Genomic DNA, 17,017 nt, shown 5'->3' with positions numbered 1-17,017 from the left:
CGTGACCTGGTCCATCCCAAGCCACGGCTTTGATTTTTAATGATGATGCCGGTAGTACAGTTGGGTCCCAACCAGCCCCAGCGCGCCCACTAAATAGCACCCCAAGGCCGCCTGCCGGCAGAAGGGATTGTCGATAGCTAAGCTCAAGCAGCCTAGGGCCACGATCAATAACGGCCAGGCTAAGGCTTTGGCCAAGCGGGCCAGCTGAGCGGGTGACCTTTGCTGGTGCCGTTGCCAAGCCAAGGTCGTCAACCACCGGCCCCGCAAATACTGGATCGCCAAAACTACCAGCAACAACGCTGCCAAAAATAACCACTGATTCATCGAATCCCCTCCTTTATCAAACCCTATGATCACTTTTATTGTACCCCCCGAAACAAAAAAGCTATTCCGGCGCTCCCGGAATAGCTTTTTACTTTGCCCGTTGGTGGATCCCATCAATCACATCTTGGAGGGTCAAGTGGGCTAATTCGGCTTCGGCTGCCGCTTGGACCCGCCCGTACAATTCGTCCAAGGTGCCTTGAATATTGGCCCCGACCAGACAAGCTGGATTGGTCTTGGGATCGATGTGCAACAGGGTGTGGTTCATCGAGACTACCCGAAAAACCGTCAACAAGTCAATCGTAGCCGGGGCCTTGGTCAAGACCGGATCGGCGGCCCCCGGGTGGCTTTCAATCAGCCCAGCCCGCTTTAGGTCGGCCATTAATAGGCGCACTACGCTCGGGTTGGCCTCAATGCTAGCCGCAATCGCTTTGCTGGAACGATCCCCGCTTTGAAAAATTGCCAGGTAGGCCAGGATGTGGATGGCATCACTTAATTTATGGGAAAATTTCATTTTAATTTCCTCCTCGCCATTTCCTAGCCAGAATACCACATTTAGCTTATTCCGCCAATACTGCTTGAATGGCAACCGGCAGTGGCGTCAAAGCGTGGCCCAGGACCGTTAGCAAATCATCGCTGGCGTGCTTTAAGTCCCCTTGATCAGCTGGCGCTTGGAAGGACGCGTACAGCGCCGCCGTCGCATGATCCAACCCCGCTTGTTCTAAGCCAGCAATGTATTGAGCTTGACTGACCTGGGTCGCCGAATTGGGCTGGCCACTAGCTTGGGCCGTGGCAGCGCCTAATTCAGCGTAGGACGTGATGGAGCCGGCAAACTCGTAAACTGGCTTTGGATCCGCTAAAGTTAAGACCTTGGCCGCCCCGGCCGCGTATTCCTTTTCCAAGGCCCAGCCCAGTGGTTGCCGGGCCCAGTAGGCCGCCGGTTGACCATTCGCGACGGCTTGCAGGAAGCTGGCTTCGCTCTCCAAGTACCAGTTGTTGCGCACCATTACGGCCGGAACACCAGCCGCGCGCAAGGCCTGTTCCGTCAGTTGGTGATCAGCCGCCAGCCAACTCTGGGCTTGATCGGCGTGTGGGAAACTGGTGTAAACGACCCGGTCGACCTTGGCCGCCGCTAAAGCGGCCACCATATTTTGGTGTTGAACATCCCGGCTAACGGCACCCCCTGGTTGAGAAGAAATGAACAGGACCCGGTCCACCCCGGCTAAGGCCGGGGCTAAACTGGCCGGTTCACCATAGTCACCATGACGGACTTCATTGACCGGAAAAAGTTGCTGGGCCTTCGCCGTATTCCGGGCGATCACCACCACTTGATCCGCCCCGACTAATTCATTTAAGGCTGCCACCGCCGCTTGACCAAAGTGCCCGGTGGCCGCAGTAATTCCGTATTTCATCATTCATTCCCCCGTTTCTGGTAAATCTGTTGGTTTAAAAATTACAGCTTTATTCTAACACCTGTTATTTAAAAGTCAACATGTTTTGTAAAAAAAACGCCGCCACTCGCCAGCGGCCGCGAAGAAGTTAGAAACAAGTGGCAAAAGTGGCAAAGCTAAAGAAAATCCCCGGGAAGTTCGCCCAAAAGACAAACCAGTCCCGGTCCCGCTTAAAGAAGGCATAAATGCTCCAAAGCGTACAGTTGACCCCCGCCACAAAGGGTTGCAAAGGTGCGGCCTTGATGCCGGCTAAGTTCTTTTGAATCTGGGCAATGTAGGAAACATACATCAAAACAGCAATTACGCTGGCAATCCGACCCAGCCATAAAATAAAGGTCTTTTCTTGGTTTTCCATCATCCATCTTCCTCTCGTAATCGTTTTCTAATTATGTTTCTTATGTTAGCGCTTTATCCGCTTTGTGTCAACCGCATGACATAAACGAAAAATAAAAACTGATCCCACCAAGGGACCAGTCAAATTTCCTTTACCCGGTTAACCCCGGGATCAGTTTTACCGGTAGGGTCACGGATTCCACCGCTTGTCCTGCCAAGCGTTTTTGCAGCAAATCGACGGCGGCTTGCGCCATTTCGGGGATCGGCTGTTGGATCGTTGTCAAATCCGGGAAGAGCAACCGCGTCGAACTGGCCCCGTCGTAACCAATTACTTTGACGTCTTCAGGGACCCGTTTGCCCGCCTTTTGGTCATCTGGCAAATCAAAGCTGATCTCATAAGTCAGCTTTTCCCGGCCATACTTGGTCATTAACTCTTCGTAACCCCGCCGCCGCTCTTGGTTGGGCGTGGCCAACGTCGCTGGATAATTAGTGTGGATAATGTGTTGGCAGCCCGCGTCAAGCAAGCGTTGGGTGGCTAAGCAGCCCCCTTGGTAATTATCCGCGGCCACGACCGGGATCTGCTTGCTGACAATTCGTTCAATCGAAACAATCGGTAAATTGGTATTATGGTAGGCTTCAATCCCCTCATTGTGGGCCCCGACTATCAAGCCATCAATCTGACCGTTAAACAGCAATTGCAAGTACTGCTCTTCTTTCCCCGGGTTATTTTGGCTGTTGCCCATTACCACCCGGTAGCCCAGTTCATAGAGCCGGGTTTCCAATTCTGCTTCCAGCTGACCGAAAAAGGGGTTGTTGACGGTCGGAAAGACCAAGCCGACGAGATCCGTGCGTTGCTTATAGAGCTGACGGGCGACCGCATTCGGGCGGTAATTGAGTTCCTCCATTGCCTGGTGGACCTTATTAATTGTTTGCTTACTCAGGTAGCCGCGGTTATTTAAGACCCGCGAGACCGTCGTTACTGAGACGCCGGCGAGTTTGGCGACATCCTGGAGTTTTACCCTTGCCATTTTTGTCACTCCGTTACGTAATTTTTTGTGAAAGATTGCGTTAAGTATACCATATTTCCGCTTTCCACCGGCCCCTCCGTTCCGGGGCCAGCGACGGGAAAGGGCAGTCTGACAAGGTTTGACCTTTGAAAAGAAAAAATTCAGCTGGAGAACTCCCCAACTGAACCATTCCGAACTAATTTTAATTTGGTTAATTTTGCGCCGTAAATTTGCGCAAGCCAAATGAGATCCCAAAGGCCACCAGCAAGAAGACCGTCACAATCAAGTACGGGTACTGGTAGTTCCAGTCTAGGGTCGCCCCGGATAAGAGGGGGCCAAAAATATTCCCGATGCTGGTCAGAGACATGTTCATCCCGTTGATCAACCCCTGATCCTTGGTGCTGGCCTTCGTCAAGAGGGTGGTAATCGCCGGCCGCAGCAAATCAAAGGCCTCGAAGACCACCAGGGTGGCAACGATGATTTGCCAATGAGAGTGGTCATAGATCACGACCAAGGTTGCTAACGCGCTGAGCAAGTAACTGTAACGAATTAATTTGACTTCGCCCAGCCAAACAACCAACTTTTCAAAGAAGAAGACCTGCAAGATAAGCGACAAAATCCCGTTTAAAGTCAAAACGGTCGCGATCGCGGCTAAATCAAACTGGTGCACCTCATTGACGTACAGACTGTAAATACTTTCAAAGCCGGCCAACCCAAAGGCGGCCACTAAGATCATCGCAAATAAAATCAACATTGGCCGGGTCATTAAGTGCCGATACTTCCCCCAGCCGGGAGCCGGCGACGTTGGCGCTGATTCACTTGGTTGGCCCAGGTCAACTTTGCGATCATCCGGCAACCAAACCAGCGCCACCAAAGTTGCCAGCCCGCCGAGGATCCCGGCCACCCAAAACGGGACCTTGTAGCCCCAGGCCGCCAGAATCCCGCCCAGGCCCGGGCCCAGGATTAAGCCCCCACTAAAGGCGGCCGACAGCCAGCCAATCACTTTGGCCCGTTCCCGCGGGGTCGTAATATCGGCCGCCAACGCCATCGAGGTTGGGACAAACATCGCAGCCGACAGGCCATCGATGACCCGGGAAAAATCAAAAATCCACAGGGTGTTGCCGACCGCAAAGATCAATTGCCCAATGGCAAACAACACCATCCCCCAGATCAACATCGGCTTTCGACCGAGCCGATCCGACCAACGACCGACCACTGGGGAAGCGACAAATTGTACCAGGGCAAACAGGGCTGACATCACCCCCATATCAAAGGCCGAAAAATGATATTCATTTTTGATAAAGGGCATGACCGGGAAAATCAGGCTAAGCCCGAGGCAGATTAAAAATTCACAGACGATCATAATCGCAATCGTCCGTTTGACCAGTTTGGACATCGTCTGGTCCCCCTTTCTACGAAAAAAGTGCATTAGCCATGCTAACACACTTTACAATGTAACGATACTAATTTGCCTTAAATTTTTAATTCAGTGAAGAAGGCCACCGCATCACCCGTGAGCATTGTAAAATCAACCGGTAAATTCAGCGGTTCTTGGTTAATTGCCAGGATTTGGGCCGCCGGATTAGCGTAGTTCAACAACCCGGCAAACGGGTAGACCTGCATCGACGTGCCCACGATCACGACCAGATCAGCCGCCTGCAAGGCTACCAGTGACTGCTGCAGGGCCGCCTCCGGAATGGCTTCATCATATAAGACAATATCCGGCCGCAAGGCACCCCCGTCGGCGGCGTGCAAGCGACTGTGCAAGTAGTCCGCCACCGGCACGGTCTGGTGACACTTTTCACAGTAAACCCGCTCCAAGGTCCCGTGGAAATTGACCAGGTGCTTAGTCTGGGCCTTTTCGTAAAGCCCGTCGATATTTTGGGTAATTACCACCGCCCGGTCCTGCTGGGTCAAGGCCGCTTGCTTTTGGTGAATGACATTCGGCTGGGCCGCCGGAAAGTACAAGTTGTCCTTACAAAACTGGTAGAAGCCGGCCGGGTCACTGGCAAAATAACGGTGACTCAGGTAATACTCAGCATTGCGATTCTTAGTGTACAAGCCATTGGCCGAACGAAAATCGGGAATCCCCGAGGCGGTCGACACCCCCGCCCCGGTCAAAAAGACAATCTGCTGGGCCGCATCAAAAGCGGCTTGAATTTGGGCATCCATGCGTTCACTTCCTTACCAGATACGGGATCCCCCGGTCCTCTAAGAAGGTCTGGACCGGCGTGTCATACCACTTGACAAAGGCGTCCGGAGTATTCGGCTGGGGCGCCGGCAGGACAAAAGAGTTCTGCCGGTCGTTGCGCCGGATTCCGACGTAGACCTCCTTTTCCCCGTGGCGGCTTTGCATATCCGAATGGAAAATTTCAAAGACCTGCCGGACCTTCAAGCGCAGCTGCCGTTCACTTAAGGCCGGGGTTAAGGTGGTGAAGTCATTGTTGTGTAAGGCAGGTAAGCCCCAGGCCTGCATTTGTTCGTCAAAAAGCCGGAACAATTTGACAATTTGGCGCCGCATCTCAAACGGTGAGTCCACCGGCTTAGTAGCCCAGGCCGCGGACAACTTTTGCGCCGCCGCAAAGGCGACCGGGTAAGCGGCCGTCAAGGTCGACGCAACCTGGTCGAGGTGGTCGCCATAAAAGACCAGGGCGTCCAAGAGGGTCAACAGACGCAAGGTTCGTTCGTCGTTGTCGCCATCTTTTTCCGGCGTCAGGGTCGCTTGAATCCCCTTGAGATAAGCCGCTTCGACCGTATCATCGATCAGGCCGTGTTGACGTTGCACCTCCACCACCACCCGGTGCATCGCCACGTCGTAAAGGTCGGTCGCCATGATCATCATTTGTTCATCCAATTGCGCATTGCCCAAGGACAAGGAAAAGAAGATCTGCGGGAAGCCCTGCAATAACATCAACAAGTGCAACAATTCGTGCGACGCCGTGTAATCGGGCGCCGTCACATCATTGACCGTAATAAAGAGGCCGCCGGGCAAGACCTTTTGGCTGGCTTGGTCATGCCGCACGTAGCCGGTCTTTTGGTCGCCAAACTGGACAAAGACGCTCCCGTCGGGGTAGCGATCATTTACTTCGGCCAACAGTTTTTGAACCGTTGCATTCAATTCAATCTTTTCGCTCATTTTCTCTCATCTCCCGTAACAGTGCTGTTGCTTTAGCCGCATCAACGTGACTTTCCGTCGCCAAGCGGGCCACCAGGGTGGGCACTTCAGCGGGGGTCGCTCCCACGCTCAAGGCCAATGACCGGTATTGCAATTTCATGTGGCCGGCTTGAATTCCGGTTGTCGCTAACGCCCGCAAAGCCGCCAGGTTTTGCGCCAAGCCCAGGCTGGCAATCACTTGGGCCAGTTCCTTGGCGGACTGAATCTGACTGATTTGATAGTTCAACTTCGACTGGGGGGTCAACTTGATCGACCCACCGACCGTCCCGACCGGCATCGGGAGTTCTAACATCCCCATTAACCCTTCGGCGCCAACGGTCCAGACCGCCAGCCCCCGGTAGTGCCCGTCCTTGGCAGCGTAGGCGTGAGCACCACTTTCGATCGCGCGCCAATCATTGCCACTGGCCAGTACGGCCGCATCAATTCCGTTCATGATCCCCTTGTTATGGGTTGCCGCCCGGTAGGGATCGACCTGGGCCAAATTACTAAGGGCACTGATCCGCTGGGCGACGGTTTCGCCATCAAGCGCGGCCGTCGCCAGGTCGGCAAAGGCCACCTGACAAGTGACCGTCACCAAGGAATGATCCGCCAAGTTACTGAGAATGGCGGTCAAGACATCGTAACCATTCTCCCGTAGGTGCGCGGCCACGGCTTCGGCCATCGTATTAACCGAGTTGGCCCCCATTGCATCTTGCACGTCAACTAACAAATCGACACTGACAAAGCTGCCCAAGGGGCGAATCTGCAGGTCTACCGCGCCGCCACCGCGTTTTTGCATTGACGGCCGGGCGGCGTTGGCCAGCTGGAGCAACTCCGCCTTGTGCATTAATAAATCGGTAATTACGTGGTCGGGATCGGTCACGTTTTGTAAGACGACCTGCCCGATCATTTGCCGCTCTTGAATTACGGCCGTAAAACCGCCGCTTTGGGCGACCCGCTTGGCCCCGTTGGAAGCCGCCGCAATCACCGAGGGTTCTTCCGTGGCCATCGGGACCGTGTACGGTTGCCCGTTGACGACTAGGCCTAAGACCAGTCCCTCAGGAACCCGATAATCAGTCACGTAATTTTCAATTACCAGATCATGCTCTGGCGTGGCGTTGATTTGCAGCTGGGCCTCCCCGAGTGGCCCCAAATCACGACCGTGGGCCAGTAACGTTTGTCGTTGGGCCAAGCTGCGGCGGTAAAAGCCGCGTTGCCATTCCTCAGTCATCAGTCTGCGCCCCCTTTTGTCGCTGCTGAATATACTCCGTAATAATCCCTTCCCGCACTCCGCTTTCCGAGAAAATCACCCGGCCGTCGCTGTTGCGTTGCAACAAGCAAATCAAGGGCAGCATCCCGCCGATGATAATGTCGGCCCGGTCGGCTTCCAAGCCATTCATCTTCTTGCGTTGGGCCAGGTTGCGGTTTAACAATTCCCGAAAGGTCGCATATACGACCCGCGAGGACAGCCGGTAACCATGAATCCGGCCGTTTTGTTGGTGCCGGTGCGACTTGCTCATCCGTGCTAGGGTCCGGTTGGCCCCACCTAATAAGACAATCGGCACCCGGTTGGCAAAGCGTAGCCACGGGACCTTGTTAAAGCGGTCGGTCACCAACGTTTCGGCCCGGAACAAATCACTGGCCTTGACGAAGCCGCCCAAGTGAAACTGCTCGGACAGATTGACCGCGCCAAAGGGCAGGGAAATCAGGTCGCGGGCCCGTTGGTTTTGGACCAAGACCAGCTCACAGCTGGCGCCCCCGACATCTAAAATCAAGCAGTGGTCCATCTTTAAGGTGCGCACCACCCCCAGGTAGTCATAGTAGGCTTCCTGCCGGCCCGATAAGACCCGCAGTTCGATCCCGACTTCTTGTTTGACCCGCTTTAAAAATACGGCCTGATTTTTGGCTTGCCGGACCGCAGCCGTCGCAATCGCCACCACCGTCAGATTGGGCATCCCGGTGTACAGGCGTTTGAACCGTTTTAAAGCCGCGATGGTCCGATCCATCGCGGCAGGCTGGAGCATCCGCTCGGGACCCATCCCCTCGGACAACCGGCTGTTTTCCTTAACCCGCTTCACCTCATGAAACTCCCCGTTGCGAGAAATCTTGGTGATCGCCAGGCGGGCTGAATTGGAGCCCAGATCCACAATCGCCAGGTTTTCCACGGCTCCTCACCTCTCTTCACATTTATTTTTTCACCATTAAAATATCACTTTTAATCTTACCATTTTCTCGCCGGTCCGACACCAATTGACGATCGCTTTTCTCAAAAAGTCGGGGCCCACCGCCCGAGCGGCAACTTTCGGCTTGCCCTAAGCGGGGGTTCTCACTACAATAGAAACATTGTCAAACCCACTTGACCGAAAAAATTCTTTCTACCTATTATTTAGCACAAAGGGGGCACTTTGCACGTGAAGTCAACTGATCCTGAACGCCAAGCCGAACAAGCCCGGGTCGATGCCGTAATCGCGGCCATTGAAGAGCAAATCACCCGGACCAAGGCGGCCTTAGCCAAGGCCCACGCCGAAACCCGGGCGGTGGAAAAAAACTACGGCGCCAACACGTCCATTAACCGCTACGAAATTGACGACATTGCCGAATCCCGGGCCGAAATCGAACAACAACGGCGCTTGCTGTTCCAAGCCAGCGAAAACGAAGAGATCCTAAAGCGCCAGCTCGCTACCCTCCAAGAATTAAAGAAGAGTCCCTACTTTGGCCGGATTGACATCCTCGATCCGGGCGAACGGGAACCTGAATCGCTCTACATTGGGGTGGCTTCGCTGATGAACAGCGATAAGACCGACTTTTTGATCTACGACTGGCGGGCGCCGATTTCTGGAGTCTATTACAACGGGACCCTGGGGACGGTGACTTACCCGACCCCCAACGGTCCGCAAACCACCAAGTTGGTGAAAAAGCGGCAATTCACCATCGTCGACGGTCAAATCACCAATATGTTTGATACCAACGAAACCGTCGGCGATGAAATGCTCCAAGCCGCCTTGGGCCAACAAAACGACCAGTACATGCAGTCAATCGTCGCCACGATTCAGCAGGAACAAAACGACATCATCCGCAATACGCAAAGTGACTTACTGGTCGTCCAAGGGGTGGCCGGCAGCGGGAAGACTTCGGCGATCTTGCAGCGGATTGCCTACCTGCTTTTCCATGCGCGCGATTCCTTAAACGCTGATCAAATCGTCCTCTTCTCGCCGAACCTGCTCTTTTCCCAGTACATTTCCCAGGTCCTGCCCAAGCTCGGGGAAAAGAACATGCGCCAAGTCACCCTGGCCGGCTTTTTGAGGCGGCGGTTTGAAGGCTTGCAAGTTGAGACCCTCTTTGACCGCTACGAGACCAGCCACGGACACGCCAACGGCCGGGAATTTCTTGAATCCGCGGCGATGATGCAGGCCGTCGAAGCCTACCTGGCTAAAATGGCCGCGGGACAAGTGCAGCCCTGCTTTGTTCCAATCCGCTTTAACGAGGAACCTTTCTTCTCAGCTGACCACATCGCAACCGTGTATGCCGCGCAGCCGACCGCTTTGCCAGTCGAACAGCGGCTCTTAGCGACCAAAAACGCCCTGATTAAAGAGTTGAAAGCCCGGATTGCGACGGAAGCGCGGCAGGATTGGGTCGCCAAGGAACTCGACGCGCTGACCACCCAGCAAATCACCAAGTTACTGGGCAAACACAGTGTGGATGACTTTGCCAGTCCGGAACAACTGAATGCCTACCTGGCCCGCCGGTGGGCCAAACGGCGGCTCCGTCAGGTTTATGACGCCCTGTACAATAATTACTTCATTGACTACTACGCCCAGTACCACGACCTGTTGGCCCAGCTGCCGATTAAAGACGCGGCGGCTTTGACCCAGCGGTACGATGAACAGCTCGAATTTCACCGGCTGCCCCTGAGCTACACCGCTTCATTAATGTACCTGCGCGACTTATTGAGCGGCAGCGGGGTCAACCGGGCCTTCCAGTACGTCTTTATTGATGAAATGCAAGACTACTCACCCGCGATGCTGTATTACCTGCGCCACGCCTTCCCGCTGGCGAAGTTCACCATTCTGGGGGACAGCGAACAAGCCCTCTTCTACCCGCTGATCACCCCGACCACCCTCCTGGCGCAAACCCAGGAATTACTGGCCGCCAAGCACCCCAAATTAGTCGCCCTGCGGCGGTCGTACCGGTCCACTAAGGAGATCACCGACTTTGCCAAGGCCCTTCTGCCCGACGGGGACGAAATTATTTCCTTCACCCGGCATGGTGCGATTCCGCAGCTATTGATCAGCCAAACACCGGCGCAATGGCACGCCGACTTAGTGGCTGCCGTAACCGCCGCCCAAGCCGACTTCGGGAAGGTCGCCCTCTTGACGCGCGACCAGGCCCAGGCGGCGCAACTGTACCAACTCTTGTATGAGCGGGTGACCCCGCTGACCCGCCTGACCGCCACGGACAGCACCCTGCCCAGCGGGGTCGTCATTTTACCAACCTACCTGGCCAAGGGGCTGGAATTTGACGCCGTTATTCTTCCCGACGTCAGCACCCAGGCCTTCACCGCCCAAGATACCGGGCTACTGTACACGATGGCGTCACGGGCCATGCACCACTTAACCTTGCTGTGCCCCGGCGAGCTCTCAAGCGTGGTGACCCCAGCCGCCCGCCAGCTCGTCCAAATGAAATTCACCAAAGCATAAAAAATGGCACGACCTGTTCGCAGGTCGTGCCATTTTAGCTTTGGTTAGCGGTGCAAGAGTCGGATCCGGCTGACCGCTTCAATTTGGCCCAGCGTGGCGACCAAGGCTTCCGCCGCAGTCGGGGGCATCGAGGCGACATCAACCATCGTGTAGGCGTAATCGCCCCGCGAGCGGTTCACCAAATTTTCGATGTTGATCCCGGCGTTGGCAATCACCGTCGAGATCTGCCCCAGCATATTGGGAATATTTTGGTGGATCAAGGTCAGGCGTTGATCACTGGCAAAGGGGGCCGACACGTTCGGCAGGTTGACCGAATTGACGACGTTGCCGGTTTCCAAAAAGGTCATTAATTCTTGGGCCGCCAGCTTGGCGCAGTTGGCTTCGGCTTCCACCGTCGAGCCGCCGAGGTGCGGCAAGATCACAACGCGGGGGTGCCCCTGAATCGTGGCGTCACTAAAGTCGGTCAAATACCAGCGAAGCCGGCCCGCATTGAGCGCCGCGATCGCCGCTTCGTTGTCCACAATGCCCAGCCGGGCAAAGTTTAACAGGACCGCGGTCGGTTTGAGCTGGGCCAGTAAACCGGCGTCAATCATCCCAGTCGTCTCCTCATTTTTCGGGACGTGGACCGTCACAAAATCGGCCCCGGCAACCGCTTCGGCTAAGGTTGCCGCCCGGTGTACATTGCGCGACAGGTTCCAGGCCGATTCCACCGACAGGTAGGGATCGTAGCCGACCACTTCCATCCCTAAGGCTTCCCCCGCATTGGCGACCAGTGAGCCCACGTGGCCGGTCCCGATCACCGCTAATTTTTTACCGGCAATTTCCTGGCCGTTAAACTGGCTCTTTTTGGCTTCCAGGGTAATGTCGGCCCCGGCGGCGACTTGTTGGGTCCATTCCGCGGCCGCAATCAGGTTCCGGTTGGCCGCAATCATCATCGCCAGGACCAATTCCTTGACCGCGTTGGCATTGCCACCCGGAGTATTAAAAACGGCGATCCCGGCGGCACTGGCCCGGGCGAGCGGAATGTTGTTAAAGCCGGCCCCACAGCGGGCAATCACCTTCAGACTGGCGGGAAAATCATGCTCGTGTAAATCCACCGAGCGAATCATGTAAGCATCCGGGGCGGCTTGGGGCTGGTTAACCCGGTACTGGTCACTTAAGGTCGCCAACCCGGCCGGGGCAATCGCATTGTAAGTTTTAACGTGGTACATGCAGCTTCATCCTTTCTGGTTTCACGTGGAACATTAGTGGTGTTTTTCAAAGGTGGCCATGAAGTCACGCAGGGCGACAACCCCTTCGTACGGCATGGCATTGTACAGGCTGGCCCGCATCCCACCAACCGAACGGTGCCCCTTTAAGTTTAAGAGGCCCGCCGCTGTCGCTTCGGCAAGAAAGGCGGCGTCCAGGGCCGGATCGCCGGTCACGAACGGAATGTTGGTCAAGGAGCGGGCGGCTGGGGCCACCGGATTGTCAAAGAGACGCGATTGCGCCAAGAAATCATACAGGACCTGGGCCTTACGGGTGTTTTCAGCGGCCATCGCGGCGACACCCCCCTGGTCTTGGAGCCACTTTAAGACCAGGTTGGCCACGTAGATTTGAAAGACCGGTGGGGTATTTAAGGCCGAATCCTTTTTCGCCAGCGCAGCATAATCAAGCATACTCGGCAGGCCAGCCGGGACCTGGGCTAAGCGGGCCTTTTTGACGACGACAATCGTCACCCCAGCCGGGGCAAGATTCTTCTGGGCGCCGGCGTAAATCAAGTCAAATTGGTCAAAGGGATATTGTTGCCCCAAGAAGTTTGAGGATAAATCCCCAACCAGCGGAACGGACGTTGCGGGCAAGTGATGGTAGGCCGTCCCGTAAATCGTATTGTTAGTCGTCAGGTGCAGGTAATCGTACTGATCTTTGGGGAGGGCCGGGAGCGCCGGAATGGTGGTATAATCCGGACCGGCATCAGTTACCACGTCCACCGTCAAATCCGGCAGGCGGCGGGCTTCTTCAACGGCGCGGGCCGCCCAGTGGCCGGTTTGGGCAATCGCGATCCGGTGGTGTTTGACCGCTAAGTTTAATGGAACCATCGTAAACTGCAAGGTCGCCCCGCCCTGCAAAAACAGCACTTCGTAATCATCGCCCAGCCCTAATAAATTCAGTAAGCGTTCCTTGGCCTGGGCATAGAGCTCAGTAAAGAGGCTGGAACGGTGCGAAATTTCTAAAATGCTCATGTGACTGCCTTGGTAGTCGAGCAATTCGGCTTGGACTTGCTGTAAGACTGGTGCCGGCAGGACCGCGGGCCCGGCCGCAAAATTATAAGTTGGCATAAGTTACCCCTTTCCGCTGGATCAACAAAGAAAAAAGGCCCCCACCGTGGTGGGAACCTCACTTTGCTGGTCCCCACCGGTTGTGGAGGCCAACCCAAATGACGGCCTCCTATTAGCTAGCAGACCGGGAGGAAGACAAGTTGTCGTTTCGTTGTAACATCTGGACTTCCTCCTTTCCTTCGGGAACGTTTTTGTTAATCAAATTTTAATTTAAACTTCATTCTTTGTCAACACCCGGTGAAAATCTGCTACAATGAAGCCAGACTGATTCGTTAAAAGGAGGCCTTTCTATGACCGAATTACTGATTGTTCGCCACGGGCGGACACCCGCTAACGCTGCCGGACTCAAGCAAGGCACGATCAATACCCCGCAGACCTACCTCTCCGAGGTCGGTCGCGCCCAAGCTACCGAGCTGGCCACCCACTTCGATCTGAGCGGCGCCAGCGCCCTGTACGTCTCCCCCTTGGAACGGACCAAGCAAACGGCCGCGATCCTAAACTCCCAAGCCCAATTGCCGGTGATTGAAGACGCGCGCTTGTTAGAAATTTCCTATGGGCAATGGGACGGCCAGTTAAATGCCGACCTGATGGCCCAGTACCCGGAACATTTTTACCCGCTGATTGAAGACGTCAAGCCGAGCTATGCGGCCGTGGCCCAGGGTGAAACTTTTGCGGCCGTCCAGGCCCGGGTGAAAAGCTTTACTGATGAAATCGCCCAAGCGCACCCGACCGAGCAAGTGGTGATCGTCACCCACGGCTTTACCGTCCGCTCCTTTGCCGCCAACGTGGTCAATTGCCAAGCCCTTGAAATCTTAGAACCGGCCAACTGCAGCGTCAGCAAGATTATCATTGACCCCACTACCCACGAACAACACCTGGTCTACTACAACCGCACCGCTACGATTAGCTTCTAAGGAAAAGTCCCCGGCTGGCAGCTGCCAGCTGGGGACTTTGTTATTCACTGACCGCCGCCAAGTGATGGGTCGATTTTAACGAATGTTTCAAAATAAACGGGGCCAACAGGGTTGCCAAGACAATCACCGTGATAATGTCGGAGTAGTATTCCGTCGACAAGAGGTGGGCTTCATAGCCGATCTGGGCGGTAATCAATGACATCTCGCCCCGGGCAATCATCCCACTGCCGATGATATAAGAACTCGGCCAAGAGAAGCCCATTAATTTGGCGCCACCACCGGCCCCTAAAAGCTTCGTCAAGCAGGCCAGAATCGTCATGATAATGATAAAGATCCAAGCGTGCCAATCCGTGCTCAGCTTCATTGACAGGCCCACGTTCACGAAGAAGACCGGAATGAAGATCGCGTAACCAATCGGGATAAAGCTGCGGTTGATAACCTCTTTTTTCTTGGTGTTGGCGACCGCAATCCCGGCAAAGAAGGACCCGACGGCCCCGCTTAAGCCGACCGCATCGGCCAAAGCCGCCATCCCCAAACAGATCACCATCGCCATCACCGACGGGGCCGCAATCGTTAACAGTTGCCCGGCTAGGTGCATCAAAGTTGGCGCTAGCCAGCGGATCAAGAGGTAGGCCCCCCCGAAGAAAAGGACTTGCTTGAGCAGGGTGAAAAGCAGGCTGCCGTGGCCCACTTCAGCCCCGGCACCGCCATTCATGCTGATCAAGATACTTAAGGCCATCACCGCCCCGATGTCATCGGCCACCGCGGCCCCGAGGATTGTTGCCCCTTCTTTGGAGCCCAGCTGCTGGTATTCGCGCAAAACGGCCACGGAAATGCTGACCGAAGTGGCGGCAAAGATGACCCCAATAAAGAGCGATTCAAACCACTGCAAGCCAAACAAATCGGCGGCTACGCCCATGACGATAATCGGCAGAAGAATCCCCGCCAGGGCCACGACAACGGCGGGCTTGAGGTATTTTTTGAGCAGGGACAGATCACTTTCCAGCCCGGCAATAAACATTAAGATAATGACCCCAATTTCTTGAAACTCATTGATCATTCCCCCGGGGTGGATCCAATTTAAGAGCGCGGGACCCGCGATCACGCCGACGAGGATCTGGCCGATCACATCGGGGATCCCCACCCGGGTAAAGAAGTGGGAAACCAGCTGGGTCACTAGCAAAATGCCAGCTAAAGTGGCAATAAATTCCATGTGCGATACCTTCCTTTCGCATCGTTGCTAAGTGCCGAAACCGAAGGGCCAAAAAGGGGCAAACCACCCCACCAGCCGCGGTCGAACGGGGCGCGGGGTTGGTCAGGGGAGTTGAACCACTCGTCAAGTACCCGGCGGCGGTCCCGACATATGAGGAAACACTTAACCAATTTTAATTATAACAACAAAAAAGCCGGTAGGGAAAGTTAAAGCTTCCCGACCGACCAAAAAGGCTTAATCAACAAAGCGGTGCCACAAGATGCGAATGAAGCTGGCCTTGTCGACCTGCTGGGTGGTGTATAAGTCTGCGTGTAAGCGGTGACGAGTGAGGCTTGACAAGCCAGTCGTTTTAACGCTCACGGTCCCGACCTTCGTCCCCCGTTTGAGCGGGGCGCGTAAGGCATCGTTGGTTGCCAGGCGCAGATTCAATTTCACGACTGCTTGGTACTTGGGCAAGCTAGCCCCAGGTTTAGTCCAAACCACTAGCGCAGGGGCTTGAACCGGCACCTTGAGCGGTAACCCGCCTTTGACCGTAATTCGTTTCGCCTGAGCGCTCAAGGTCAACTGCTGGGGCTGAATTTGCTGGTCGACCAACCACTGGTAGAGGTGCTGGGTCGCCGTAAAGCGACTGGTGGTCGTCCCGTTAGCATGTAAGACGACAGCTACCAAGGTCCGCCCTTGATAGGTGGCTGAAGAGGCCAAGCAGTAGCCCGCCGCGTGCGACGTCCCGGTTTTCAGGCCGGTGTATTTGACCCCGGCCACCGCATACGCCGTATTGGTCAAGAGCTGATTGATATTAGTCAGCGTCTTGGAAGCCCCATTCGACGTGGTCAGTTGCATCGTCCGTTGCCCAGCGACCCGGGCCGCCCGCGGGTAGTGGGCCAGCAGGTAACTGGCAATTTTCGCCACGTCCGTTGCACTCATTTCATTTTCAGCTTTACCACTGACCCCCTTAACTTGAAGTTTGGCCGGCAGATCCTCATTTTGCAAGCCAACGGCATTAACAATCTGAGCATCCTTGACCCCAAGGGCGCGGGCCTTTTTTTGCATTTTCTGGTTAAAGGCCGCTGTTGAATCCCCAACTGCCCCGGCCAGCGCCAAGGTTGCCCCATCAGCGGACTTAATCAGGGCCGCTTGGACCAGTTCGCCGACCGTATAAGTGGCCCCTTGCTGCAGGCCAGCATTGGAGTATTCCGGATTATTGGCAACGGCGGCCACGTCCTTAGAAATTGCCACGCGGGTATCCCAGTTCAGTTCTCCCCGGGTAATTTCATCTTCAATCACCAAAACGGTTAAGAGCTTGCTGATGGACGCAATCGGGAGTTTTTGTTTCGCGTTTTGTTGGTAAATAATCTGCCCGGTCTGGGCATCGACCAGGACAGCGGCCTTGGCATCCACAGCAGTCGTGGCCGCCGCATGGCCAGCTGGGGCCAGGCTGCTGACACAAAGGATAGCCAGCAAGACCCCCAGGAGTTGGCGCAGTTTTTTCACGGTTCATTCCCTACTTTCACTATTTTTACCGTTTTCACAGCGTTTTTTAAGCCTAATGCTGTGAAATTACTCAAAATCAAGGGCCAACTTGCAAGAAAAAGAATCTGGTGTATAATCC

The 17,017-nt window shown here is 55.1% G+C and carries 16 protein-coding genes; 2 read left to right on the top strand and 14 right to left on the bottom strand.

Going from position 1 to position 17,017, the window contains the following annotated elements:
* Positions 1–36: 36 nt before the first annotated feature.
* The 10 genes from BN54_RS07100 to BN54_RS07055 all read right to left on the bottom strand — a co-directional run bounded on the left by BN54_RS07100 (position 37) and on the right by BN54_RS07055 (position 8,431).
* Positions 37–324, bottom strand: a complete 288-nt coding sequence (locus BN54_RS07100; RefSeq protein WP_019206484.1) for a hypothetical protein — start codon at positions 322–324, stop codon at positions 37–39.
* A gap of 88 nt (positions 325–412) precedes the next feature.
* Positions 413–835, bottom strand: a complete 423-nt coding sequence (locus tag BN54_RS07095) for an Rrf2 family transcriptional regulator (protein ID WP_019206483.1) — start codon at positions 833–835, stop codon at positions 413–415.
* Between the two features lie 46 nt (positions 836–881).
* Entirely contained in the window at positions 882–1,733 is an 852-nt protein-coding gene (locus BN54_RS07090; protein ID WP_019206482.1) for an NAD(P)H-binding protein, read from the bottom strand.
* Between the two features lie 127 nt (positions 1,734–1,860).
* Positions 1,861–2,127: a SemiSWEET family transporter gene (locus BN54_RS07085; RefSeq protein ID WP_155818320.1), complete on the bottom strand. Its 267-nt coding sequence runs from the start codon at positions 2,125–2,127 to the stop codon at positions 1,861–1,863.
* 130 nt (positions 2,128–2,257) lie between these two features.
* Positions 2,258–3,133 carry a LacI family DNA-binding transcriptional regulator gene (locus BN54_RS07080; protein WP_019206480.1) on the bottom strand — a complete coding sequence of 292 codons (876 nt, stop codon included), beginning with the start codon at positions 3,131–3,133 and terminating at the stop codon, positions 2,258–2,260.
* Between the two features lie 190 nt (positions 3,134–3,323).
* Positions 3,324–4,508 carry an MFS transporter gene (locus BN54_RS07075; protein ID WP_019206479.1) on the bottom strand — a complete coding sequence of 395 codons (1,185 nt, stop codon included), beginning with the start codon at positions 4,506–4,508 and terminating at the stop codon, positions 3,324–3,326.
* Between the two features lie 77 nt (positions 4,509–4,585).
* Complete coding sequence (locus BN54_RS07070; protein WP_019206478.1) at positions 4,586–5,284, bottom strand: NAD-dependent protein deacylase; 699 nt, start codon at positions 5,282–5,284, stop codon at positions 4,586–4,588.
* Positions 5,285–5,288: 4 nt separating this feature from the next.
* On the bottom strand, positions 5,289–6,248 hold the full coding sequence (locus BN54_RS07065; RefSeq protein ID WP_019206477.1) for a hypothetical protein: 960 nt from the start codon (positions 6,246–6,248) through the stop codon (positions 5,289–5,291).
* Positions 6,232–7,497 carry a hydroxymethylglutaryl-CoA reductase, degradative gene (locus BN54_RS07060; protein WP_019206476.1) on the bottom strand — a complete coding sequence of 422 codons (1,266 nt, stop codon included), beginning with the start codon at positions 7,495–7,497 and terminating at the stop codon, positions 6,232–6,234. The genes BN54_RS07065 and BN54_RS07060 overlap by 17 nt, the downstream gene beginning before the upstream one ends.
* On the bottom strand, positions 7,490–8,431 hold the full coding sequence (locus tag BN54_RS07055; RefSeq protein WP_019206475.1) for a Ppx/GppA family phosphatase: 942 nt from the start codon (positions 8,429–8,431) through the stop codon (positions 7,490–7,492). The genes BN54_RS07060 and BN54_RS07055 overlap by 8 nt, the downstream gene beginning before the upstream one ends.
* Before the next feature lie 246 nt (positions 8,432–8,677).
* Between BN54_RS07055 and helD the strand changes: the two genes are divergently transcribed.
* A complete protein-coding gene (gene helD, locus BN54_RS07050) occupies positions 8,678–10,963 on the top strand; it encodes an RNA polymerase recycling motor HelD (RefSeq protein WP_040470042.1) in 2,286 nt (761 codons plus the stop codon).
* Positions 10,964–11,007: 44 nt separating this feature from the next.
* Here helD and BN54_RS07045 read toward each other — a convergent pair whose 3' ends face one another.
* Together BN54_RS07045 and serC are read right to left on the bottom strand one after the other, a co-directional pair.
* Positions 11,008–12,174 carry a phosphoglycerate dehydrogenase gene (locus BN54_RS07045; RefSeq protein ID WP_019206473.1) on the bottom strand — a complete coding sequence of 389 codons (1,167 nt, stop codon included), beginning with the start codon at positions 12,172–12,174 and terminating at the stop codon, positions 11,008–11,010.
* A gap of 33 nt (positions 12,175–12,207) precedes the next feature.
* On the bottom strand, positions 12,208–13,281 hold the full coding sequence (gene serC, locus BN54_RS07040; protein WP_019206472.1) for a 3-phosphoserine/phosphohydroxythreonine transaminase: 1,074 nt from the start codon (positions 13,279–13,281) through the stop codon (positions 12,208–12,210).
* 290 nt (positions 13,282–13,571) lie between these two features.
* Here serC and BN54_RS07035 point away from each other — a divergent pair, with 290 nt between their 5' ends.
* Positions 13,572–14,195: a histidine phosphatase family protein gene (locus tag BN54_RS07035; protein ID WP_019206471.1), complete on the top strand. Its 624-nt coding sequence runs from the start codon at positions 13,572–13,574 to the stop codon at positions 14,193–14,195.
* Positions 14,196–14,235: 40 nt separating this feature from the next.
* Here the strand turns inward: BN54_RS07035 and BN54_RS07030 are convergent, their stop codons facing one another.
* The gene (locus BN54_RS07030) at positions 14,236–15,408 is read right to left on the bottom strand and encodes a cation:proton antiporter (RefSeq protein ID WP_019206470.1); all 1,173 of its coding nucleotides are present in this window, start codon (positions 15,406–15,408) and stop codon (positions 14,236–14,238) included.
* Between the two features lie 234 nt (positions 15,409–15,642).
* Positions 15,643–16,899 (bottom strand): D-alanyl-D-alanine carboxypeptidase family protein, encoded by a 1,257-nt coding sequence (locus tag BN54_RS07025; protein WP_019206469.1) that lies wholly within the window; start codon positions 16,897–16,899, stop codon positions 15,643–15,645.
* Positions 16,900–17,017: the final 118 nt, after the last annotated feature.

The organism is Limosilactobacillus ingluviei str. Autruche 4 (genome assembly GCF_000312405.1).
Lineage (GTDB): Bacteria > Bacillota > Bacilli > Lactobacillales > Lactobacillaceae > Limosilactobacillus > Limosilactobacillus ingluviei.
This window is presented reverse-complemented; position numbering and strand designations above follow the sequence as displayed.

What these genes read in the sequence shown, in the direction of transcription:
- BN54_RS07100 (WP_019206484.1), bottom strand. Translation starts at nt 324, where the DNA reads ATGAATCAGTGGTTATTTTTGGCAGCGTTGTTGCTGGTAGTTTTGGCG.
- BN54_RS07095 (WP_019206483.1), bottom strand. Translation starts at nt 835, where the DNA reads ATGAAATTTTCCCATAAATTAAGTGATGCCATCCACATCCTGGCCTAC.
- BN54_RS07090 (WP_019206482.1), bottom strand. Translation starts at nt 1,733, where the DNA reads ATGAAATACGGAATTACTGCGGCCACCGGGCACTTTGGTCAAGCGGCG.
- BN54_RS07085 (WP_155818320.1), bottom strand. Translation starts at nt 2,127, where the DNA reads ATGGAAAACCAAGAAAAGACCTTTATTTTATGGCTGGGTCGGATTGCC.
- BN54_RS07080 (WP_019206480.1), bottom strand. Translation starts at nt 3,133, where the DNA reads ATGGCAAGGGTAAAACTCCAGGATGTCGCCAAACTCGCCGGCGTCTCA.
- BN54_RS07075 (WP_019206479.1), bottom strand. Translation starts at nt 4,508, where the DNA reads ATGTCCAAACTGGTCAAACGGACGATTGCGATTATGATCGTCTGTGAA.
- BN54_RS07070 (WP_019206478.1), bottom strand. Translation starts at nt 5,284, where the DNA reads ATGGATGCCCAAATTCAAGCCGCTTTTGATGCGGCCCAGCAGATTGTC.
- BN54_RS07065 (WP_019206477.1), bottom strand. Translation starts at nt 6,248, where the DNA reads ATGAGCGAAAAGATTGAATTGAATGCAACGGTTCAAAAACTGTTGGCC.
- BN54_RS07060 (WP_019206476.1), bottom strand. Translation starts at nt 7,497, where the DNA reads ATGACTGAGGAATGGCAACGCGGCTTTTACCGCCGCAGCTTGGCCCAA.
- BN54_RS07045 (WP_019206473.1), bottom strand. Translation starts at nt 12,174, where the DNA reads ATGTACCACGTTAAAACTTACAATGCGATTGCCCCGGCCGGGTTGGCG.
- serC (WP_019206472.1), bottom strand. Translation starts at nt 13,281, where the DNA reads ATGCCAACTTATAATTTTGCGGCCGGGCCCGCGGTCCTGCCGGCACCA.
- BN54_RS07035 (WP_019206471.1), top strand. Translation starts at nt 13,572, where the DNA reads ATGACCGAATTACTGATTGTTCGCCACGGGCGGACACCCGCTAACGCT.
- BN54_RS07030 (WP_019206470.1), bottom strand. Translation starts at nt 15,408, where the DNA reads ATGGAATTTATTGCCACTTTAGCTGGCATTTTGCTAGTGACCCAGCTG.